General features: G+C 65.7%; 22 protein-coding genes. 16 read left to right on the top strand and 6 right to left on the bottom strand.

Annotated features, from left to right (window positions below; translation table 11 throughout):
• Positions 1–3: 3 nt before the first annotated feature.
• Genes H3309_RS15995 through H3309_RS15985 form a run of 3 tightly spaced genes read left to right on the top strand, consistent with a single transcriptional unit; the run spans position 4 to position 1,425 of the window.
• Positions 4–588 (top strand): BglII/BstYI family type II restriction endonuclease, encoded by a 585-nt coding sequence (locus tag H3309_RS15995; RefSeq protein WP_182295997.1) that lies wholly within the window; start codon positions 4–6, stop codon positions 586–588.
• Positions 578–1,243: an MT-A70 family methyltransferase gene (locus tag H3309_RS15990; protein WP_182295995.1), complete on the top strand. Its 666-nt coding sequence runs from the start codon at positions 578–580 to the stop codon at positions 1,241–1,243. The genes H3309_RS15995 and H3309_RS15990 overlap by 11 nt, the downstream gene beginning before the upstream one ends.
• Positions 1,240–1,425 (top strand): hypothetical protein, encoded by a 186-nt coding sequence (locus H3309_RS15985; RefSeq protein ID WP_182295993.1) that lies wholly within the window; start codon positions 1,240–1,242, stop codon positions 1,423–1,425. Before H3309_RS15990 ends, H3309_RS15985 begins: the two co-directional genes overlap by 4 nt.
• A gap of 3 nt (positions 1,426–1,428) precedes the next feature.
• On the opposite strand, the gene H3309_RS15980 is transcribed toward H3309_RS15985, so the two are convergent.
• A complete protein-coding gene (locus tag H3309_RS15980; RefSeq protein WP_182295991.1) occupies positions 1,429–2,439 on the bottom strand; it encodes a DUF2853 family protein in 1,011 nt (336 codons plus the stop codon).
• A 182-nt stretch (positions 2,440–2,621) separates the two neighbouring features.
• Here H3309_RS15980 and sucC point away from each other — a divergent pair, with 182 nt between their 5' ends.
• The 3 genes from sucC to H3309_RS15965 all read left to right on the top strand — a co-directional run bounded on the left by sucC (position 2,622) and on the right by H3309_RS15965 (position 5,210).
• Positions 2,622–3,821 carry an ADP-forming succinate--CoA ligase subunit beta gene (gene sucC / locus H3309_RS15975; protein ID WP_182295989.1) on the top strand — a complete coding sequence of 400 codons (1,200 nt, stop codon included), beginning with the start codon at positions 2,622–2,624 and terminating at the stop codon, positions 3,819–3,821.
• Positions 3,821–4,705, top strand: a complete 885-nt coding sequence (gene sucD, locus H3309_RS15970) for a succinate--CoA ligase subunit alpha (RefSeq protein ID WP_182295987.1) — start codon at positions 3,821–3,823, stop codon at positions 4,703–4,705. The genes sucC and sucD overlap by 1 nt, the downstream gene beginning before the upstream one ends.
• A 190-nt stretch (positions 4,706–4,895) precedes the next feature.
• Positions 4,896–5,210 (top strand): GIY-YIG nuclease family protein, encoded by a 315-nt coding sequence (locus H3309_RS15965; RefSeq protein ID WP_182295985.1) that lies wholly within the window; start codon positions 4,896–4,898, stop codon positions 5,208–5,210.
• Positions 5,211–5,690: 480 nt separating this feature from the next.
• Here H3309_RS15965 and H3309_RS15960 read toward each other — a convergent pair whose 3' ends face one another.
• Together H3309_RS15960 and H3309_RS15955 are read right to left on the bottom strand one after the other, a co-directional pair.
• Positions 5,691–6,167, bottom strand: a complete 477-nt coding sequence (locus H3309_RS15960) for a TIGR02391 family protein (RefSeq protein WP_182295983.1) — start codon at positions 6,165–6,167, stop codon at positions 5,691–5,693.
• A 76-nt stretch (positions 6,168–6,243) separates the two neighbouring features.
• Positions 6,244–6,948: a DUF5343 domain-containing protein gene (locus H3309_RS15955; RefSeq protein ID WP_182295981.1), complete on the bottom strand. Its 705-nt coding sequence runs from the start codon at positions 6,946–6,948 to the stop codon at positions 6,244–6,246.
• A 446-nt stretch (positions 6,949–7,394) separates the two neighbouring features.
• On the opposite strand from H3309_RS15955, the gene H3309_RS15950 reads away from it, so the two are divergent.
• Genes H3309_RS15950 through lpdA form a run of 5 tightly spaced genes read left to right on the top strand, consistent with a single transcriptional unit; the run spans position 7,395 to position 13,614 of the window.
• A complete protein-coding gene (locus H3309_RS15950) occupies positions 7,395–10,223 on the top strand; it encodes a 2-oxoglutarate dehydrogenase E1 component (protein WP_182295979.1) in 2,829 nt (942 codons plus the stop codon).
• A gap of 10 nt (positions 10,224–10,233) precedes the next feature.
• Positions 10,234–11,499: a 2-oxoglutarate dehydrogenase complex dihydrolipoyllysine-residue succinyltransferase gene (gene odhB, locus H3309_RS15945; RefSeq protein ID WP_182298858.1), complete on the top strand. Its 1,266-nt coding sequence runs from the start codon at positions 10,234–10,236 to the stop codon at positions 11,497–11,499.
• 50 nt (positions 11,500–11,549) lie between these two features.
• Entirely contained in the window at positions 11,550–11,822 is a 273-nt protein-coding gene (locus H3309_RS15940) for a type II toxin-antitoxin system VapB family antitoxin (protein ID WP_182295977.1), read from the top strand.
• Entirely contained in the window at positions 11,819–12,223 is a 405-nt protein-coding gene (locus tag H3309_RS15935) for a type II toxin-antitoxin system VapC family toxin (RefSeq protein ID WP_182295976.1), read from the top strand. The genes H3309_RS15940 and H3309_RS15935 overlap by 4 nt, the downstream gene beginning before the upstream one ends.
• A complete protein-coding gene (gene lpdA, locus H3309_RS15930) occupies positions 12,220–13,614 on the top strand; it encodes a dihydrolipoyl dehydrogenase (RefSeq protein WP_182295974.1) in 1,395 nt (464 codons plus the stop codon). The genes H3309_RS15935 and lpdA overlap by 4 nt, the downstream gene beginning before the upstream one ends.
• Positions 13,615–13,727: 113 nt before the next feature.
• Here lpdA and H3309_RS15925 read toward each other — a convergent pair whose 3' ends face one another.
• The gene (locus H3309_RS15925) at positions 13,728–15,092 is read right to left on the bottom strand and encodes an alpha/beta fold hydrolase (RefSeq protein WP_182295972.1); all 1,365 of its coding nucleotides are present in this window, start codon (positions 15,090–15,092) and stop codon (positions 13,728–13,730) included.
• 178 nt (positions 15,093–15,270) lie between these two features.
• Here H3309_RS15925 and H3309_RS17480 point away from each other — a divergent pair, with 178 nt between their 5' ends.
• The 5 genes from H3309_RS17480 to cysK are packed head-to-tail and all read left to right on the top strand — an operon-like array spanning position 15,271 to position 18,836.
• Entirely contained in the window at positions 15,271–15,963 is a 693-nt protein-coding gene (locus H3309_RS17480; RefSeq protein ID WP_243453776.1) for a PEPxxWA-CTERM sorting domain-containing protein, read from the top strand.
• A complete protein-coding gene (locus H3309_RS17590; protein WP_256401498.1) occupies positions 15,960–16,094 on the top strand; it encodes a hypothetical protein in 135 nt (44 codons plus the stop codon). The genes H3309_RS17480 and H3309_RS17590 overlap by 4 nt, the downstream gene beginning before the upstream one ends.
• 2 nt (positions 16,095–16,096) lie before the next feature.
• On the top strand, positions 16,097–16,561 hold the full coding sequence (locus H3309_RS15915; protein WP_182295970.1) for an anthrone oxygenase family protein: 465 nt from the start codon (positions 16,097–16,099) through the stop codon (positions 16,559–16,561).
• 39 nt (positions 16,562–16,600) lie between these two features.
• Complete coding sequence (locus tag H3309_RS15910) at positions 16,601–17,866, top strand: MFS transporter (protein ID WP_182295968.1); 1,266 nt, start codon at positions 16,601–16,603, stop codon at positions 17,864–17,866.
• Positions 17,867–17,918: 52 nt separating this feature from the next.
• Positions 17,919–18,836, top strand: coding sequence for a cysteine synthase A (cysK, locus tag H3309_RS15905; RefSeq protein WP_182295966.1), 918 nt, complete (start codon positions 17,919–17,921; stop codon positions 18,834–18,836).
• 4 nt (positions 18,837–18,840) lie between these two features.
• Here the strand turns inward: cysK and H3309_RS15900 are convergent, their stop codons facing one another.
• Together H3309_RS15900 and H3309_RS15895 are read right to left on the bottom strand one after the other, a co-directional pair.
• A complete protein-coding gene (locus tag H3309_RS15900; protein WP_182295964.1) occupies positions 18,841–19,239 on the bottom strand; it encodes a type II toxin-antitoxin system HicB family antitoxin in 399 nt (132 codons plus the stop codon).
• Positions 19,239–19,439, bottom strand: a complete 201-nt coding sequence (locus H3309_RS15895) for a type II toxin-antitoxin system HicA family toxin (RefSeq protein WP_243453945.1) — start codon at positions 19,437–19,439, stop codon at positions 19,239–19,241. Before H3309_RS15895 ends, H3309_RS15900 begins: the two co-directional genes overlap by 1 nt.
• Positions 19,440–19,461 lie beyond the last annotated feature (22 nt).

Below are 19,461 nucleotides of genomic sequence, written 5' to 3'. Positions count from 1 at the left end.
GGCATGGGTATCGAATTGATCCCGGCTGAAGTTTCGGATGGATGGGAAGTCCACGAATGGAAGCATGCGTGCGCCATCCTGAACGGCGACTTTCCCAGTGAATGGGCTGATATCCTCGCAATGATGCAGGCATTCCGGCTACGGCGTGAATGGATCGAAGTTGGCGGCGGCAACCGATCGAAGGTCGCAATGGCCATCGATGGCTTTCTGGCCGAACGAGGGTGGCAGGCGAAAGCCTTCGATACGCGGGTGGAGGTTGACGATCATTCGATGCCCTCGCCGACGCATGAGGTTGACTGCTTCAAAAATCGTGTGGCGCTCGAGGTGGAATGGAATAACAAGGATCCCTTTTTTGATCGTGATCTCAATAATTTCCGCTTGTTGTTCGATCTGCGCGTCGTTTCTGTTGGCGTGATCGTCACGCGCTCTGACGAGTTGCAGACGATCTTTCGAAGTCTGGGTCGAGGCACTTCTTATGGTGCGTCGACAACGCACATGTCGAAATTGCTGCCTCGAGTGCTCGGCGGCGGTGGCGGCGGTTGCCCGCTTCTCGTTTTGGGCATATCCAAGGGTCTCTATGTCGACTGACGAACCATTGGACGCAGCAGCGGACTTTCTAGCTTTCGCAGCCGGACGTCGCTTTGGTACCATATTGGCTGATCCACCATGGCGGTTTCAAAACCGTACCGGCAAGATGGCCCCTGAGCATCGGCGACTGGCACGATATGGCACGCTGGATCTGGAGGCCATAAAGCGTATTCCGGTTGCGACGGCCGCGGCGCAACCCGCCCATCTTTATTTGTGGGTTCCCAACGCACTGTTGCCGGAGGGTTTGGCGGTCATGGAGGCGTGGGGGTTTGCGTATAAATCCAATATCGTGTGGCACAAGGTTCGCAAGGACGGCGGCTCGGACGGGCGCGGCGTCGGCTTCTATTTTCGCAACGTCACCGAACTGGTGCTGTTTGGCACTCGTGGGGTCGGGGCACGTACCCTTGCGGCGGGACGCAGACAGGTAAACCTGTTGAGCACGAGAAAGCGTGAACACAGCCGGAAGCCCGATGAGCTCTACGATATCGTAGAGGCCTGCAGTAGCGGACCGCGATTGGAACTCTTTGGACGTGGCGGTCGCAAGGGCTGGACGGTATGGGGCGATCAGGCGGAAAGCTATGAGATCGGCTGGAAGACTTACGCTCACAACAGCCGTGTGCCTATTGAAGAGCCGGAGTTGATGTTCGCGAAATGAACGACACTTATTTGGCTACAACATCTGCTGACGGTGATGACATGGCCATCTGCATACCCGACGCATTCGCCTTTGGCATCGGGGTGAAGGTCATGATCGAGAAAATCGGCGACAGGGTTTATCTCTCGCGTGCCGCGGAACAAGACGAACCGGAAATAGCCCCCCAATCATCCGCCAGTTGAAGTTCACCCGCCCGTCACCACAATGTCCACCCGCCGCGCGTTCGCCATATCGGTCGTCGAGTCCGTCGTGTCGGCGGGTTTCACCAGGTCGATGCTGGCGTCGGGTACGCCGCTCGCCACCAGCGCGGCTTTCACCGCCTGGGCGCGGTTTTTCGACAGCTCGGCGTTGAACGCGGCATCGCCGGTGGGATCGTTGTAGCCGGAAACGGCCGCGCGGGCGCTCGGATTGGCGGCGAGGTAGGCCTTGACCGATGCTGTGGCGGTGACGAAATCCGGGGCGATGTCGGTCTTGGCGGTGTCGAAATAGACCGACACCATCGGCTTGCCCTCGACCTCCGCGGCAATCACGCCGGCGCCGTCCGGGATGGCGGGTGCCGCGGGCGCGGCCGGGGCCGGCGCCACGACCGGGGCAGCAACAGCGACCGGGGGCGCTGATGGCAGTGTCGGCACATCGTCCGACCGGCCGGTGGCCAGCGAACTGACAATGGCCGCGCCCACGATGATCGCGCCCAGCGTGCCCAGCACCGTCAGCATGAAGCCGGTGTCGGACCGGTTGTCCGCCGGCGCGGCGGGCACCGCAAGGGCCGGTGCGGCCATGGCGGCGGCGGGCATCGCCGCCACCGTTGCCATCGCGGGCGCCATCACCGGCGCCGCGGCCGGCGCCACCACGGGCTCCGCGACCGCGGCGGAGGCCGCGCCGAACAGGCCCAGCTTCCCGAACGCCTCGGCCAGCAGATAATAGACAGTGACCCGGTTCTTCGTGGGATCTCCCGCCATCCGTTCGCCAACGCGCGCGATGGCGGCATCCACCACCTCGTCCGGCTCGGTCAGCGCCAGCTTCTTGCGGCAGAAGCCGTCGCGCACCCGGTCGGTCTCGGCCTTGTCGGAAAAGGAGACGAGCGAGGCGTCCCGCGTGCGCAGCGCGATGCCGCAATAGCGCACGATTCCCGCGATCACCGCGTCGTCCGCGTCCGGCGCATATTTGCGCACGTCGATTGCCCAGTCCTCGGCCATGGCTCTTCTCCCTCTCCCACGCCGCCGGCCGCAGCAACTGCGGGCATGCAGCCCGTGCAGGCTATCCGCGAAACGCCGGATGGTAAACGGTCTTGATGCGGGGGGGGCGTCTCGCGTCTTGCGGTCGTCACGGCGGCAATCCATAGAGCCGCGACATCCATCTCCGCCATCAAGAGGCCTTCATGAACATCCACGAATATCAGGCAAAGGAATTGCTGGCGACGTTCGGCGTGCCGGTCCCCAGGGGCGTGGCGGCGATGAGCGTGGAGGAGGCGGTGGCCGCGGTCGATTCGCTGCCCGGGCCGCTCTATGTCGTGAAGGCGCAGATCCACGCCGGCGGGCGCGGCAAGGGCAAGTTCAAGGAGCTGCCCCCCGAGGCCAAGGGCGGCGTCCGCCTGGCGCGCAGCAGGGAAGAGGTGCGCGCGGCGGCGGCGGACATGCTGGGCAACACGCTGGTGACGATCCAGACCGGCGCGCACGGCAAGCAGGTCAACCGGCTCTACGTGACCGATGGCGTTGACATCGCACAGGAATATTACCTTGCGCTGCTGGTGGATCGCGGCTCCGGCCGGATCGCCATGGTGGTTTCCACCGAGGGCGGCATGGACATCGAGACGGTGGCGCACGACACGCCGGAGAAGATCGTGACGCTGGCGATCGACCCGGCCACCGGCTTCATGCCGCACCATGGCCGCGCCGTGGCCAGCGCGCTGAAACTGACCGGCGACCTGGCGAAGCAGGCCGGCACTGTCGCGTCGAAACTGTATGATGCCTTTGTCGGCACCGATGCCAGCCAGATCGAGATCAACCCGCTGGCGGTGACCGAGGGTGGCGAGCTGCTGGTGCTCGATGCCAAGGTCGGCTTTGATTCGAACGCGCTCTATCGCCACCCCGACCTGATGGAGTTGCGGGACCTGACCGAGGAAGACCCGGCGGAGGTGGAGGCGTCCAAATACGACCTCGCCTTCATCAAGCTGGACGGCAACATCGGCTGCCTGGTGAACGGTGCCGGGCTCGCCATGGCGACGATGGACATCATCGCGCTGAACGGTGCCGAGCCGGCGAACTTCCTGGACGTGGGCGGCGGCGCCAGCAAGGAGAAGGTGACCGCGGCGTTCAAGCTGATCCTAGCCGATCCGGCGGTGAAGGGGATTCTCGTCAACATCTTCGGCGGCATCATGCGCTGCGACATCATCGCGGAGGGCATCATCGCCGCGGCGAAGGAGGTGAATTTGGGCGTGCCGCTGGTGGTGCGGCTGGAGGGCACCAATGTCGAACTCGGCAAGCAGATCCTGGCCGACAGCGGCCTGCCGATCGTAAGCGCCAATGACCTGGGGGATGCGGCGGCGAAGATCGTCGCGGAAGTGAAGAAGGCTGCCTGATGTCCATTCTCGTCAACCACAGCACGCGCGTGATCTGCCAGGGCTTCACCGGCAAGCAGGGGACGTTCCATTCCGAAGCCGCCATTGCCTATGGCACGAAGATGGTCGGCGGCACGGCGCCGGGGAAGGGCGGCCAGACGCATCTGGGCCTGCCGGTGTTCGATACCGTGGCGGAGGCGCGCGCGGCGACCGGCGCCGACGCCAGCGTCATCTATGTGCCGCCGCCGGGCGCGGCGGACGCCATCCTGGAGGCGATCGACGCCGACATCCCGCTGGTGGTGTGCATTACCGAGGGCATCCCGGTGCTGGACATGGTGCGGGTGAAACGCGCGCTTTCCGGCAGCAACACCCGCCTGATCGGGCCGAACTGCCCCGGTGTGCTGACGCCCGGTGAGTGCAAGATCGGCATCATGCCGGGCAACATCTTTTCGAAGGGTTCGGTCGGCGTGGTCAGCCGCTCCGGCACGCTCACCTACGAGGCGGTTCACCAGACGACCGCGGTCGGCCTGGGGCAGACGACGGCGGTGGGCATCGGCGGCGATCCGGTGAACGGCACCAACTTCATCGACGTGCTGGAACTGTTCATGGCGGACGAGGCGACGCAGAGCATCATCATGATCGGCGAGATCGGCGGCAATGCCGAGGAGATGGCGGCGCAGTTCATCGCCGACGAAGCCCGCGCCGGCCGGAGGAAGCCGATGGTTGGCTTCATCGCCGGCACCAGCGCCCCCCCCGGCCGCCGCATGGGTCACGCCGGCGCCATCGTCAGCGGCGGCCAGGGCAAGGCCGAAGACAAGATCGCCGCCATGGAGGCGGCGGGAATCCGCGTCTCCCCCAGCCCGAGCGCGCTGGGCACGACGCTGGCGGCGGTTCTGCGGGGGTAGCAAACCCTTTGCCCGGTGCCCCGGACATCACCTGAGCTTGACCCCATCAATCCCCCGTCACCCCGGGCTTGACCCGGGGCCCAGCTGCTTCTTCCAAACGTTCCGCCGAAATCCGCCACCGAGAGAGAAAAGCTAGGCCCCGGGTCAAGCCCGGGGTGACGTATGCATGGTGTGTCGCTAACAGCGTCTCATGGAAAAAGGCGGCTGGGTCTATTTGATGGCCAACCGTTATCGCGGCTCGCTTTACACTGGCGTCACCGCCAACCTGGTCAATCGCGTGCAACAGCATCGCGAGGGTGAAGGCTCCCGCCACGTGGCACGCTATGGCCTGACACGGCTGGTCTACGCCGAACGATTCGAAGAAATCCTGCCGGCCATCGCCCGCGAAAAACAGCTGAAGAAATGGCGGCGCGAGTGGAAATTCGCCCTGATCGAAGCGCACAACCCCGACTGGCACGATCTGTGGGACGATTGGTTCCCAGCAAACATGCTACTTCCGCCCTAACAAGCACTTGTTTCCAACAAAATCCCGTCACCCCGGGCTTGACCCGGGGCCCAGCTATCTTTTTCAAATTCCCCGCCAAAGACCGCCACCAAGAGAAAAAGTCTGGGCCCCGGGTCAAGCCCGGGGTGACGACTGAATAGTTTTGCACATATGCGCTCTGGCTGGACCCGGATGACGCACTGAGTCCGGACGCGCTGGTAATGGCGATAACGAGGCAGTTGCACGAGAGCGTCGCGTTTCGCGAGGTCTGGCTTGCCAACTGGCAGTGGATAGAATGGCTGAAACCATCGGCTGTCAAACGGGTCATCGCGACGCTGGAGGCGCGTCTGGTGATCCGCTGGCCGGGACGGATCAGCAATCGTGATGCAGCGCCCCTTCGAAAAGTGGTATATGCCATAATCACGGATGCTAGTGACCGGTGATTCGATGTGGCTTTTGTCAAGTAAATTGCCATACTAACTCTTGGCCCCCCGTTGGTTACTAAGTGGGCACCCTCTTCCCTGACTTGGCTTTTACAGCGCCCAGATGCGCAGCCTTCGCTTTCCGCAAAAGGTGTTGTGCGAAAATGATCAATTCAAGTGCGAGCTCTGGTTCGTCGACCCATCCAAATTCATGCGTTGTAGGATTGCGTATCCCCAACATCGCTCCTGAATATAGTCGATGATACCCCTTCTGTTCATCTTGTTCAGATGTGGTCTGCATTTCAGACCAACGAAGATAAGGCGCAGTGGGAGAGAATATCTGATCCATAAGAGTCGTGCCGTTCTGCACTACATCCGGTACTCGGCCAGCCACAAACTTGTCGACGGCTTTATATGCTTCTGCTACCGATAAATTATAGTGACCTGAAACAAATAGATCAGATGACACACTTCGAATTTCAGGCTCAGTCACGAGCCGTGCGAACACGCTTGCTGGCTCAGAGCCTTCCGCTGTAGGTGACGGCAGGGCAAGCATCCGCGGTGCTGGAAGCGCTAGAACGGATCTGGCTAGTCCAACTTCGAGTAGGTGCTCTTGAAAGCGCCGAATACCTTCAAGTAGCCGGAACGTCATAGAGATAGCGCCTCATCGCTTGAAAAATAGACTCTATCTGCTCGCTGCCCGCATCGGCACTAATGTGGATTTGGACGTTTATGTTGAGAGGAAAGGTATCCCCGCTTCGACCCGGCGGCGGGGTTTTCATTTCCCGCCTGACTCCCACCTCGGACGTGGTCCGAGTTTCCTCAGCATCACTCGTTCGTCCGCCGCTGGTTTGGCGACGTGGGGGGCGAGCACGCGCGGGGCTATCCGACTGCCCGGCTTTCGCTGCTGGCCTCGGCGCCTCGTTAGGCGTTGGAGTCGACAACAGAAGGTATGTCGCGGCCTTGTTCCCGGCGGCACCTTGCCCCAAACCCGCTCGTTGAAACCATGACACGACCTTCTGCCGCTCTGCTTCACCAGGCGGAGCAATATGCACCAACCCCTCTGGATAAGTTGCCTGGATTAGTTCGCTGACTGCATCACCATATGAGTCATCCAATCGCCAGCGTTGAGCGAGTGGAGTGGCTTTTCCCTCTTCCGTGACGATGCCCACATGCCGAAGCTCGTTGATATATGCTTTTGCAGCCACCTCCTGCACGCCGAGCTGAACGCCTAAGAGGCGCTCATCGATTGTGGCATTTGGCGTCCTGTTCAATATGGATCTGACGCCCCACCAAACAGTGCTCGGGATCTGCGGATATCGGTTTTTATCAGCCATGTGGACTCCTCAGTGTGAGATATTCCACACAATCAAGCTTAAGGCAAGGGTAATTTCCCTTTTATATGTCAGATGGTTAGCGCGTAAATGGTCGACACCATCACCTTCCGTTGAAGGTACCACCAAAATGGCGAGTGCTCATGTTTTTCTTATGTTCTGAGTATTTAGGCCACACGTCGATGGTTGGCGCCTTTCGATTATTTCGGGGACAAAGCTCGAATTTGCCGCATGTTTTCCCCTGACATATCGCTGGCCAGCTAGGGGCTGCCCTTCCATCACTGCGCACGACTTTACGCGCCTGCGTTCCTCGATTCGCTCAGTATCGGCCAGACGTGGAGCGTGGGGCTTGTGCGAATAAATCGCACCCCTCTCCGCGCCAGCGGTTGGAAAACCGCCTCGGCGCCGCTAGGTAAGGGGCGTATCCAACAGACGTGAGTGATGTGGACATGACCGATACCGGCCTGTGGGGCGAGCCGCTGCCCCGGCCCAGCTGGGGGCGGGCCGATTGGCCGCTGCCGCCGGCCGATGAGCTGACCCGCGCGCTGGACGCCGGCGACATGATCCCGCCACCGCCCGCGCCGAAGCCCGGCAAGGGCGCGCCGGTCGCCGCACCGGCCGCCGCCCCCGACGCAGACGCCATCCGCGCCGCCAGCGACCTGTCGATCCGGGTGATGATGCTGATCCGCACCTATCGCGTGCGCGGCCACCTTGCCGCCAATCTCGATCCGCTCGGCCTGGAAACGCGCGACCTCCCCGCCGACCTGACACCCGAATTCCACGGCCTCACCGACCTCGACACGCCGGTCTGGGTCGGCGGCGTGCTCGGTTACCAGACGGCGACCGTGCGCGAACTGGTGGCGACGCTGCGCGCGAATTACTGCGGCAACGTCGGCCTGGAATATATGCACATCAACGATGTGGAGGAGCGCCGCTTCCTGCAGGACAAGCTGGAAGGGCGCGGCAAGGAAATCGCCTTCACCCCCGAAGGCAAGAAGGCGATCCTGAACAAGCTCTACGAGGCGGAAGGCTTCGAACGCTTCCTCGCCAAGAAATATGTCGGCACCAAGCGCTTCGGGCTGGAAGGCGGCGAGGCTGCGATCCCGGCGCTCGAATCGATCATCAAGGTCGGCGGCGCGCTCGGCGTGAAGGAAATCGTCATCGGCATGCCGCACCGCGGCCGGCTGAACGTGCTGGCCAACGTCATGCAGAAACCGTTCCAGGCGATCTTCCACGAATTCGGCGGTGGCAGCAGCAACCCGGACGATGTCGGCGGATCAGGCGATGTCAAATATCACCTGGGCACCTCGACCGACCGCGAGTTCGACGGCAACAAGGTGCACCTGTCGCTGACCCCCAACCCCAGCCATCTGGAGGCGGTCGACCCCGTGGTGCTGGGCAAGGTGCGCGCCACGCAGACCATCCGGCGCGACAGCAAGCGCATCGAGGTGCTGCCGATCCTGATGCATGGCGACGCGGCCTTCGCCGGCCAGGGCATCGTGGCGGAATGCTTCGGCTTTTCCGGCCTGCGCGGCTACAACACCGGCGGCACCATCCATTTCGTCGTCAACAACCAGGTCGGCTTCACCACCAGCCCGCAATTCGCGCGCAGCAGCCCCTATCCGTCGGACATGGGCAAGATCGTGCAGGCGCCGATCTTCCACGTGAACGGCGACGATCCCGAAGCGGTGACCTTCGTCACCAAGGTGGCGACCGAGTTCCGCCAGCGTTTCGGCCGCGACGTGGTGATCGACATGTGGTGCTATCGCCGCTTCGGCCACAACGAGAGCGACGAGCCGAGCTTCACCCAGCCGCAGATGTATGCCCGCATCCGGGAGATGCCCTCGGTCGCCACGCTCTACACCCGCCGGCTGGTGGGCGAAGGCGTGCTGAGCGAGGGCGACGCGGCCGCGATGAACGATGCCTTCATCGCCCGGCTGGAGGATGATTTCACCGCGGCCGCCGGCTTCAAGGCGAACAAGGCGGAATGGTTCGAGGGGCGCTGGAGCGGCCTGCACAAGCCGGCGGACCCCGTCACCGCCCGCCGCGGCGCCGACACCGGCGTCTCGCCGGACGTGCTGCAGGCGGTCGGCAAGGTCATCACCACGCCACCTGAGGGCTTCACCATCCACAAGACGCTGGCGCGCATCCTGGACGGCCGCGCCGAGATGCTGCGCACCGGCCAGGGTCTCGACTGGGCGACCGCCGAGGCGCTGGCCTTCGGCAGCCTGCTGCACGAGGGCTGGGGCGTGCGCCTGTCCGGGCAGGACAGTTGCCGCGGCACCTTCAGCCAGCGCCACGCGCGCTGGAACGACCAGGTGACCGGCGAGAAATATTTCCCTTTCTCCGCCATCTCCCGCGCGGCGGAAATCCTCGACAGCCCGCTGTCGGAATTCGGCGTGCTGGGCTTCGAATATGGCTACTCCCTGACCGACCCGCGCACGCTGGTGATGTGGGAGGCGCAGTTCGGCGATTTCGCCAACGGCGCACAGGTGATGATCGACCAGTTCATTGCCGCCGGCGAAGCCAAGTGGCTGCGGGCGAACGGCCTGGTCATGCTGCTGCCGCACGGCTATGAAGGCCAGGGGCCGGAACACAGCAGTGCGCGGCTGGAACGCTATCTGCAGCTTTGCGCGGAGGACAATCTCCAGGTCGCCAACTGCACCACACCGTCCAACTATTTCCACATCCTGCGCCGCCAGATGCTGCGGCCGTTCCGCAAGCCGCTGATCATCATGACGCCGAAATCGCTGCTGCGGCACAAGAAGGCGGTCAGCCGGCTGGAGGAGCTGTCGACCGGCAGCAGCTTCCACCGCTGCCTGGACGACGAGGGCGCCGGGCCGAAGGACAAGGTGAAGCGGCTGGTGCTGTGCAGCGGCAAGCTCTATTTCGAACTGGCCGACGCGCGCGATGCCGAGGGGCGGGACGATGTCTATATCCTGCGGGTCGAGCAGCTCTATCCCTTCCCGGCGGACGTGATCCGCGACTATGCCGCGCAGTTTCCCGCGCTGGAAACGGTGGTGTGGGCGCAGGAGGAGCCGAAGAACGCCGGCGCCTGGTTCTTCGTGAACGAACTCATTGAGGAGGCGCTGGGCCGGCGGCCGGTCTATGCCGGGCGGGCGGCGGCGGCCTCGACCGCCACCGGCCTGGCCAAGCGGCATATCGCCGAACAGAACAAGCTGGTGGCGGAAGCCTTGGGGCAGGATCGCAAGGCGGTGACCGCCGCCGTGCGCGCCGGGCTGAAGGCCGGCGCAAAACTGGGCAAGCGCGCAGCGTAAGGACAAGATGATGGCAAGCGATGTGACGATCCCCGCGCTGGGCGAAAGCGTGACCGAGGCGACAGTCGGCCAATGGCTGAAGAATGTGGGCGACGCGGTGGCCGCGGACGAGCCCATCGTCAGCCTGGAGACCGACAAGGTCGCGGTGGAAGTGCCGGCACCGATGGCCGGCGTGCTGGTGGAGCAGCTGGTGAAGGTGGGCGAAACCGTGGCCGTCGGCGCCGTGATCGCGCGCATCGGCGAGGGAGGCGCGGCGGTGAAACCCGCGCCTGCGCCCCCGAAAGCCGAGGCAACGCCGCCCGCCCCCGCCGCGGCCCCGCCGCCGGAAGCGCCGAAGCCGGAAGCGCCGAAGGCAGAGCCAGCCGCCGCTGATGACATGCTGTCGCCGGCCGTGCGCCGCCTGGTCGAGCAATATCACCTCGACCCCGCCAGCATCGCCGCCGGCGGCAAGGACGGCCGCATCACCAAGGAGGATGTGCTTGCCGCCATCGAGGCGGGCACGGCCAAGACAATCATCGCCCCTCCCCCGGCACAGGGGAGCGACTCGCCACAAGCGAGCGGAGGGGGCCAGCCGCCCCGCACCGAAGAACGTGTGCGCATGACCCGCCTGCGCCAGACCATCGCGCGGCGGCTGAAGGAGGCGCAGAACACCGCCGCCATGCTCACCACCTTCAACGATGTGGACATGAGCGCGGTGATCGAGGCGCGCAACCGCTACAAGGACGCGTTCGAGAAGAAGCATGGCGTGCGGTTGGGGCTGATGTCCTTCTTCGTGAAGGCCTGTGTCCAGGCGCTGAAGGATGTGCCCAGCGTCAACGCTGCGATCGAAGGCGAGGAGATCGTCTATCGCCGCTATGCCGACATCGGCATCGCGGTCAGCTCGCCCGGCGGGCTGGTGGTGCCGATCCTGAAAAATGCCGACCAGCGCAGCTTCGCCGACACCGAGAAGGCGATCGCCGACTTCGGCCGCCGCGCGCGCGACGGTCAGCTGAAGATTGAGGAGCTGCAGGGCGGTACCTTCACCATCAGCAACGGCGGCGTGTTCGGCAGCCTGATGTCCACCCCCATCCTCAATCCGCCGCAGTCGGGCGTGCTCGGCATGCACCGGGTGGAGGACCGCCCGGTGGTGCGCGACGGCGCCATCGTCGTGCGCCCGATGATGTATCTGGCGCTCAGCTACGACCATCGCCTGATCGACGGCAAGGAGGCGGTAACCTTCCTGGTCGCGGTGAAGAACGCCATCGAGGACCCGGCGCGGCTGCTGATTGACCTTTGACCGGCCGATGTGGTAGATTAACAGATGGAGTTCTACCTGGAGACTCGGTCGTGGGACGACAGCTGAACATCAAGCATGACGACGCATGGGCGCTCGCGGAGCGGTTGAGCAGGAAAACGGGTGAGAGCATGACGGACGCTGTTGTCGTCAGCTTGCGCGAACGGCTGGCACGCCTCGAAGGCGCGCGCCAGGCGGAAGTTGAAGCGAAACTGGCTGCACTTCGGGCCATGGCCAGTTCCATACAGGCGGACTTGCGGCCCGACGCCATGACCGCAGAGCAATTCGATGCCTGGATGTATGACGATCAAGGCCTGCCGCATTGATCGTTGACACATCTGCCCTTCTGGCCATCATCTATGGTGAACCCGAAGCGGAATCCTTCGCTCGGCTGATTCTTGCCGAATCGACGCCTGCGATGGCGGCGGTGACCTACCTGGAAGCGGCGCTGAAGCTGGACGGCGATCTGAAAAAGCCTTTGGGCCCGCGTCTTGATGATACCATCGCAATGCTTGGTTTGGGGACTCTGTCGTTCACCGCAGAACATGCCCGACTGGCGCGACAGGCTGCCAAGCAATTCGGTAAGGGCAACCACCCCGCCAAACTGAACTTTGGTGATTGTATCGTCTATGCCACCGCCCAGCTGGCGAATCGTCCGCTGCTGTTCAAGGGCAACGACTTTTCCCAGACCGATCTCGTTCCCGCGATTTCCAAGGACAATCCATGACTCCCGACTTTGACGTGATCATCATCGGCGCCGGCCCCGGCGGCTATGTCGCCGCCATCCGCGCGGCGCAGCTCGGCCTGAAAACCGCCTGCGTGGAAAAGCGCGCCACGCTGGGCGGCACCTGCCTCAACGTCGGCTGCATTCCGTCCAAGGCGCTGCTGCACGCCAGCGAGCTGTATGAGGAGGCGGCGCATGGCGCCATGGCCAAGTTCGGCGTGAAACTGTCGGGCGTCGAACTCGACCTCCCCGCCATGCAGGCGGAAAAGGCCAAGGCGGTGAAGGAGCTGACCGGCGGCGTCGAGTTCCTGTTCAAGAAGAACAAGGTGGAATGGGTGAAGGGCGCCGCCGCCTTCGTGGATGCCCGGACCATCATGGTCGGCGAACGCCGGCTGACCGCGAGGAACTTCATCATCGCCACCGGCAGCGAGGTGGCGCTGATCCCTGGCGTCGTGCCTGATGGCGAGGTGATCGTGACCAGCACCGAGGCGCTCGAGCTGCCCAGGGTGCCCGGCCATCTGGTGGTCGTCGGCGGCGGCTATATCGGGCTGGAAATGGGCAGCGTCTGGCGCCGGCTGGGCGCCAAGGTGACCGTCGTGGAATATATGCCCACCATCACGCCCAACATGGACCGCGAAATCACCGCTGAATTCGCGAAGATCCTGGTGAAGCAGGGCATGGTGCTGAAGACAGGCACCAAGGTTGCGAAGATCGAACGCAAGGGCGCCGGCGCCACCCTGACCCTGGAACCCGCCGCTGGCGGCGCCGCCGAGACGCTCGACGCCGACATCGTGCTGCTCTCGATCGGCCGCCGCCCCAACACCGATGGCCTGGCGCTGGACAAGGCCGGGCTGGCACTCGACGGCAAGGGCCGCATCCCCACCAATCCCGATTTCTCCACCGCCGTGCCGGGCATCTGGGCCATCGGCGATGTCATCGAAGGCCCGATGCTGGCGCACAAGGCAGAGGATGAAGGCGTCGCCTGCGCCGAGAACATCGCCGGGCTCCATGGCCATGTGAACCACGCCGTCATCCCGGCGGTCGTCTATACCCAGCCGGAGGTCGCCAGCGTCGGCCTGACGCAGGAGGAGGCGGAGGCCGCCGGCCACGCGCTGAAGATCGGCAAATTCCCCTTCGCCGCCAACAGCCGCTCAAAGGCCAACCGCGACACGCTCGGCCTGGTGAAGATCATCGCCGATGCAAAGACCGACCGCGTGCTCGGCGTCCACATCATCGGGCGCATGGCGGGCACGATGATCGCGCAGGCGGCGCAGGCGATGGAATTCGGCGCCAGCAGCGAGGACATCGCCTATACCTGCCACGCCCATCCGACGCACAACGAAGCGATGAAAGAAGCGGCGATGGCGGTGCGCGGCAAACCGATCCATATCTAGAGCATGTTCCGATCTGGTGGAATCACCAGCATCGCAAAACCCATGCGGCAAAACAAAAAGACAGAGCGGCTGATCTGATGCAATCAGATCGAGGCTCGCTCTGAAACACTGTTTTATCCCTGCGCCAGGAACGCCCGCACATGGGCGACGAACGCCGCCGACACCGGCTCCCGGCCCAGCAGCAGGTGATTGTCGGTGGGCAGGATCACCAGCTCGGCGCCCGGGATCTGTGCCGCGATCCGGCCCCCCTGTTCCAGCGGCACGCGCCGGTCGCCGCGCGCGTGCATCACCAGCGTCGGGCAGCGCACCCGCGCCAGCTGGTGCCGCACGTCGATGTCGGCGAACACGTCCATGAAGCGCGCGGCGTTTTCAGCGGACGTCGTCCGCCGCTGGAAATCGTTGAACCAGTCGATCTCCTCATGCGTCGCCCCCGGCATGAAGGCCTGGGAGAAGATTTGGCGATAGGACGGATCGGTCCGGCCCCAGCCATGGCGCACCAGCGTGATCATCGCGCCGCGTTCGGCATGCAGTTCGGCATTGTCCTCATGCCGCCAGCCCGCGGCATAGCCGCCCCACAGGATCAGGTGGCTGACCTTGTCCGGGTGCCGGGCGGCATAATCGATCGCCACCGCCACACCCTGCGACAGGCCCAGCAGCGGAAAGCGCGTCAGCCGGTTGGCCGCCACCACCGCCTCCAGGTCGCGCACGAAGGCATCGAAGCTCAGGTCCGCCACCTGCCAGTCCGACATGCCGTTGCCGCGCTCGTCATAGCGGATGAAGCGATGGTCGCGCGCCAGCTCGCGGAACAGCGGCGCCCAGATCGGGCTGTCCCAGTCCAGCTCCAGATGGTTGAGCCAGTTCGCCACCTTCACCAGCGGCGGCCCCTCGCCCACCGAGGCGTGGGCGATCCGCACGCCATCGCGCGCCAGCGTGAAGCCGATCCGCTGCCGTGACAGCAGCGGGTCGGTGGGCAGCGGCAGGGGGGCAGCCACCGCGACCTCGGGCATCAGCCGGGCACGCAGCGCCGCCGCTTCGTCCCGCATCGCCGTCAGCCAGGCCTGCCAGCTGCCCTGGTTGGGCAGGTCCAGCCCGGCCAGCAGCGGCTGGTCCAGCACCTCGCACGCCAGCCGCCGCGCCTCGGCGTCGTCGCTGTCGACCAGCGTGCGGTAATGCAGCAGGTCGACCTCGACATCGTCGGCCACGAACCGCACCGCCTCCCGGTCCGCCACCAGCCGCTGCCGGCCGACGTCGTTCACCAGCGGCCGCAGCTTGCTCAGCGCCGAACGCAACGCGCCGCGCGGATCGTCGGGAATGTCCCAGAACAGCTCGCACAGATGCTCGCGGTGCTGTGGCCGTTCGTGCAGGATCAGCCAGGCGAGCAGCGCGCGCGCCCGCCGCGACGGCGGCAGCGCCACCGCGACTCCATCGCGCAACACCCTGAGGCCGCCGATCAGATCAATCCGCAGCGCGCCGACCACCCCATGTCCTTCCGCACTCTGCGGACCCGCGGCCCGCCGCGCGCGATGATTTCACAATGCGGCCCAAAAAACAACGCCGGCACCCACGTCCCCGGCCACGCCCGCTGCCACGCCCCGCGGCCACACCCGCCGCACAGGCCGGCGGGCTGTTTCCGCGCGTGCCCAACAGGAGAGTGCCATGAGAAAGACCCTTCCCTTCCCGCCGCTGCGCGCCGCCCTGGCCGCGATGCTCTGCCTCGCCTCCCCGGTTCTGGCGGTGGCGTCCGATGCCCGCGGGGATTTCCTGCCCAGCTTCACCGGCACCCCGGCCGACGACCTGGACATCGGCGCCGGCACCGTGATCATCGATACCAGCCACCTGCAATTCGGCGCCGTCATGTTCGACCGCATCGGCCTGACGCCGGACATCTCGCTGGTCTGGGGCATCGACCGCGGCGCCGGCACGCCCGGCCTGTTCACCGGTACGCCGCCGGTCGGCCCGGGGGTGACGTTCGACGCGGTGGTGGTGCTGCGCGCCAACGGCAGCGGCCAGGTGATCGCGTTCAACGATGGCGCCCCGCCCACCGTCACCGCGCTTTCCGATCCCCAGGCCGATGTCTTCGGGTCGGTCGCCTTCGCCTTCGTGCCGTTCGACCTGCTGCCTTCGCGCGGCGCGGCGCTGCGTGACTATCGCTACAATCTCTGGACGCGCAGCGGCGGCGGCAACGCGCTGATCGCCGACCTGCTGCAGGACAAGGGCACCTTCCTGGCCGAAGGCGTGCCCGAACCCGCCACCTGGGCGATGCTGGTGGGCGGCTTCGGCATGGTCGGGGCGGCGATGCGGCGCCGCCAGGTTCGCGCTCCATCGCGGCCGGCGGAAACAGGGTCATGAGCGGGCCGCCGGACGAATCGACGCGGGATGCGCTGGTCGCCCTGCTGATCGGTGCCGCGGTGGTGGGGTTCAGCGTCATCATCATGCTGGTCACCATCGTCGCCGCCGCCGGCGGGCTGGTCGGGATATGAGCGTGCCGCCTCAGCTCCTCGACCTGCTGCCGGCGGTCGCCATCTTCGGCTGCGGCCTGCAGGCCGGCATCATGCTGTCGGTCATCATCCACGACTGGCGGGTCGGCGCCCTGCCGGCCAGCGGTTATGCCGCGATGCACGCCATGCGCGATGCCGGCTTCCGCCGCGCGATGCCGCCGCTGATGCTGGGATCGCTGGCGGTGTCGCTGCTGTGCGCGCTGGTCGTGCCGGGCACGGTGCTTCCCATGGGCCTGTCCGCGCTGCTGCTGTTGCTCAGCATGCAGCTGACGGTGCGGCGCCTGGTCCCGCTGAACCGCAGGCTGGTGCGCCATGGCATGGACATGCTGCCCGCCGACATCGTCCGCCTGCGCGGTCGCTGGGAACGCTGGCACCGGCTGCGCACCGCGCTTTCCATCGCCGCCTTCATCGCCGCGCTCGCCGCCGGACAGGGCGGAGGGTTCCGCTGAGGGTTCCCAAGCCACGCCGGCCCCGCTAACCACACCCGCGTGTCGCCGCCGGCCTCTCCCTTCGCCTTCCCCGCCTTCCGCGCCTTCTTCGCCGCCAAGCTCGCTTCCACGCTGGCGCAGATGATGATGGTCGTCGTGATCGGCTGGCAGGTCTATGACCTCGCCCGCGCCAGCCGCAGCGTGCCAGAGGCCGCCTTCCTGCTCGGCATGGTCGGCCTGGCACAGTTCCTGCCGGTGTTCGGCCTGGTGCTGGTCGTGGGCATCATCGCCGACCGGCTGGACCGGCGGCATATCGCCCGCGCCGCCATCGCGCTCGAACTCTTGTGCGCCGCCACGCTCGCCGGGCTGGCGCTCGCCGGCTCCACCGCGCTGTGGCCGCTGTTCGCGGTCGCCTTCGTGCTCGGCGTCGCCCGCGCCTTCGCCGCGCCCTCGCTTTCCGCGCTCGCGCCGAATCTGGTACCCCCCGCGGTGCTGCCCACCGCCATCGCCTGGAACAGCATCGGCTGGCAGGTGGGGGCCATCGGCGGGCCAGCGGCGGGCGGCCTGCTGTTCGCGCTGGCCCCCGCCACGCCCTACCTCGTCGCCTGCGTGCTGCTGTTGGTCGCCCTGGTGGCGCTGTTCCTGATCGCGCCCGTGCCCCGTCCCGCGCCCTCGCCGCTGACGCCTTGGCAATCGATGAAGGAAGGGCTGGTGTATGTTCGCCGCAACCGCATCGTGCTCGGCGCGATCAGCCTCGACCTGTTTGCCGTGCTGCTGGGCGGCGCCACCGCCATGCTGCCGATCTACGCCCGCGACATATTGATGGTCGGGCCGGACGGGCTGGGGTTGCTGCGCGCCGCCCCCGCCGCCGGCGCCGCGCTGACCGCGCTGCTGCTCACGCAACGCCCGCTGAAACAGGGAGTCGGCGTCAAGATGTTCGCCTCGGTCGCCATCTTCGGGCTGGCGACGGTCGTCTTCGGCCTCTCCACCCTGTTCTGGCTGTCGCTCGCCAGCCTGGTGGTGCTGGGCGCCGCCGACATGGTCAGCGTCTACATCCGCAGCAGCCTCATCCAGCTGCACACGCCGGACGCCATGCGCGGCCGCGTCTCCAGCGTCTCGATGCTGTTCGTCAGCGCCTCGAACGAGCTGGGCGAGTTCGAAAGCGGCGTCACCGCCGCCGCCGTCGGCGCGGTCGAATCGGTTGTGATCGGCGGGGCGCTGGCGATCGTCGTCACGCTGCTGTGGGCGCGCTGGTTCCCCGAACTGCGCAATGCCGACCGGCTGGACGAAGCCCCGGTTCAGGGCGAAACAGCAAAAGCAGGTTGAAGCCCCGTGCCCCGCTGCGGCATGACGTGGCGCAACAGTCAGGAGCAGACTCATGAAGGCCGACAACATCCTTGCCACCATCGGCAACACGCCGCACATCCGCCTGTCGCGGCTGTTTCCGGACGCGGAGGTCTGGGTGAAATCCGAACGCAGCAACCCCGGCGGCAGCATCAAGGACCGCATCGCGCTCGCCATGATCGAGGAGGCGGAGGCCAGCGGCGCGCTGACGCCCGGCGGCACCATCATCGAGCCGACCAGCGGCAACACCGGCATCGGCCTTGCCATGGTGGCCGCGGTCAAGGGCTATCGCCTGATCCTCGTCATGCCCGAATCCATGTCATTGGAACGCCGCCGGCTGATGCTCGCCTATGGCGCCACCTTCGACCTGACGCCGCGCGAACGCGGCATGAAGGGCGCGATCGAGCGCGCGTCGGAACTGGTCGCCGCCACGCCCGGCGCCTGGATGCCGCAACAGTTCGACAATCCCGCCAACATCGCCGTCCATGTCCGCACCACGGCGGAGGAAATCTTCGCCGATTTCGCCGACAGCCCCCCCGATGCCATCATCACCGGCGTCGGCACCGGCGGCCACATCACCGGCGTGGCGCAGGTGCTGAAGGCGCGCTGGCCGGACCTGCGCATCTATGCCGTCGAACCCACCCTCTCGCCGGTCATCAGCGGCGGCCAGCCCGCGCCGCACCCCATCCAGGGCATTGGCGCCGGCTTCATCCCGGCGAACCTGCACACGCAGCTGCTCGACGGCGTGATCCAGGTGGCGCCCGACAAGGCGAAGGAGATGGCCCGCCGCGCCGCCAGCGAGGAGGGCATGCTGGTGGGCATCAGCAGCGGCGCCACGCTGGCCGCCATCGCCGCCAAGCTGCCCGACCTCGGCGCCAACCCCCGCGTCCTCGGCTTCAACTATGACACCGGCGAACGGTACCTGAGCGTGCCGGACTTCCTGCCGGAATAGCGTTTCAAGCCGTCCGGTCGGACAGCGTCATGCGCGCGATATACCCGGACCGGCTCGCGCCGGCCGACCGGGCCATGCTGTCCAGACGCCGCAACACCCGGCGTGGCAGCGTGACGTTGATCCGTTCGATGGCATCGTCAAGCAGCGCCGGATCGAGCGTGATCACGCCGAAACTCCATCCCGCAAAGGCGGGATCATCGCGAACGGCTTCCAGGCTGGAAGGCTCAGGAATGGCACCCCCGGCATCCAGGGTCGCGTCGATCCAGGCAGCCGCGGCCTCCTCCGCGCCTGCCATGGCCTCATCAAGCGTGTCTCCCGCTGAAAAAGCCCCCGGCAGGTCCGGAATGACCACCCCATAGGCAGTGCCGGCCGTTGCCGGCTCGATCGCGATCGGATAGCGCATCACCTCTCCTTCCTCATGCCGGCCTGGCGTCGGATGGCGGCCACAAGCCCGACGCCCAGATCTTTCTTCGGATGGGGCACAACCGTGATGCCCGCTCGCGTCGGATGACGGAACACATGGTGCGAGCCCCGCACCCGATCCAAAATCCAACCTTCCGCACATAACTCAGCGATCAGGTCGGAACTTCTCACAGTGCGCATCATACACACGCAAGCCGGAACG

The organism is Sandaracinobacteroides saxicola (assembly GCF_014117445.1).
In the GTDB taxonomy this organism is placed as follows: Bacteria; Pseudomonadota; Alphaproteobacteria; order Sphingomonadales; family Sphingomonadaceae; genus Sandaracinobacteroides_A; species Sandaracinobacteroides_A saxicola.
Note: the sequence above shows the minus strand (reverse complement) of the source record. Positions and strands in the feature narration are given on the sequence as shown.

What these genes read in the sequence shown, in the direction of transcription:
- H3309_RS15955 (WP_182295981.1), bottom strand. Translation starts at nt 6,948, where the DNA reads ATGGCTGATAAAAACCGATATCCGCAGATCCCGAGCACTGTTTGGTGG.
- odhB (WP_182298858.1), top strand. Translation starts at nt 10,234, where the DNA reads ATGGCAAGCGATGTGACGATCCCCGCGCTGGGCGAAAGCGTGACCGAG.
- H3309_RS17590 (WP_256401498.1), top strand. Translation starts at nt 15,960, where the DNA reads ATGAGCGGGCCGCCGGACGAATCGACGCGGGATGCGCTGGTCGCCCTG.
- H3309_RS15990 (WP_182295995.1), top strand. Translation starts at nt 578, where the DNA reads ATGTCGACTGACGAACCATTGGACGCAGCAGCGGACTTTCTAGCTTTC.
- lpdA (WP_182295974.1), top strand. Translation starts at nt 12,220, where the DNA reads ATGACTCCCGACTTTGACGTGATCATCATCGGCGCCGGCCCCGGCGGC.
- sucD (WP_182295987.1), top strand. Translation starts at nt 3,821, where the DNA reads ATGTCCATTCTCGTCAACCACAGCACGCGCGTGATCTGCCAGGGCTTC.
- H3309_RS15985 (WP_182295993.1), top strand. Translation starts at nt 1,240, where the DNA reads ATGAACGACACTTATTTGGCTACAACATCTGCTGACGGTGATGACATG.
- sucC (WP_182295989.1), top strand. Translation starts at nt 2,622, where the DNA reads ATGAACATCCACGAATATCAGGCAAAGGAATTGCTGGCGACGTTCGGC.
- H3309_RS15950 (WP_182295979.1), top strand. Translation starts at nt 7,395, where the DNA reads ATGACCGATACCGGCCTGTGGGGCGAGCCGCTGCCCCGGCCCAGCTGG.
- H3309_RS15980 (WP_182295991.1), bottom strand. Translation starts at nt 2,439, where the DNA reads ATGGCCGAGGACTGGGCAATCGACGTGCGCAAATATGCGCCGGACGCG.
- H3309_RS15965 (WP_182295985.1), top strand. Translation starts at nt 4,896, where the DNA reads ATGGAAAAAGGCGGCTGGGTCTATTTGATGGCCAACCGTTATCGCGGC.
- H3309_RS15895 (WP_243453945.1), bottom strand. Translation starts at nt 19,439, where the DNA reads ATGCGCACTGTGAGAAGTTCCGACCTGATCGCTGAGTTATGTGCGGAA.
- H3309_RS17480 (WP_243453776.1), top strand. Translation starts at nt 15,271, where the DNA reads ATGAGAAAGACCCTTCCCTTCCCGCCGCTGCGCGCCGCCCTGGCCGCG.
- H3309_RS15900 (WP_182295964.1), bottom strand. Translation starts at nt 19,239, where the DNA reads ATGCGCTATCCGATCGCGATCGAGCCGGCAACGGCCGGCACTGCCTAT.
- H3309_RS15995 (WP_182295997.1), top strand. Translation starts at nt 4, where the DNA reads ATGGGTATCGAATTGATCCCGGCTGAAGTTTCGGATGGATGGGAAGTC.
- H3309_RS15960 (WP_182295983.1), bottom strand. Translation starts at nt 6,167, where the DNA reads ATGCTTGCCCTGCCGTCACCTACAGCGGAAGGCTCTGAGCCAGCAAGC.
- cysK (WP_182295966.1), top strand. Translation starts at nt 17,919, where the DNA reads ATGAAGGCCGACAACATCCTTGCCACCATCGGCAACACGCCGCACATC.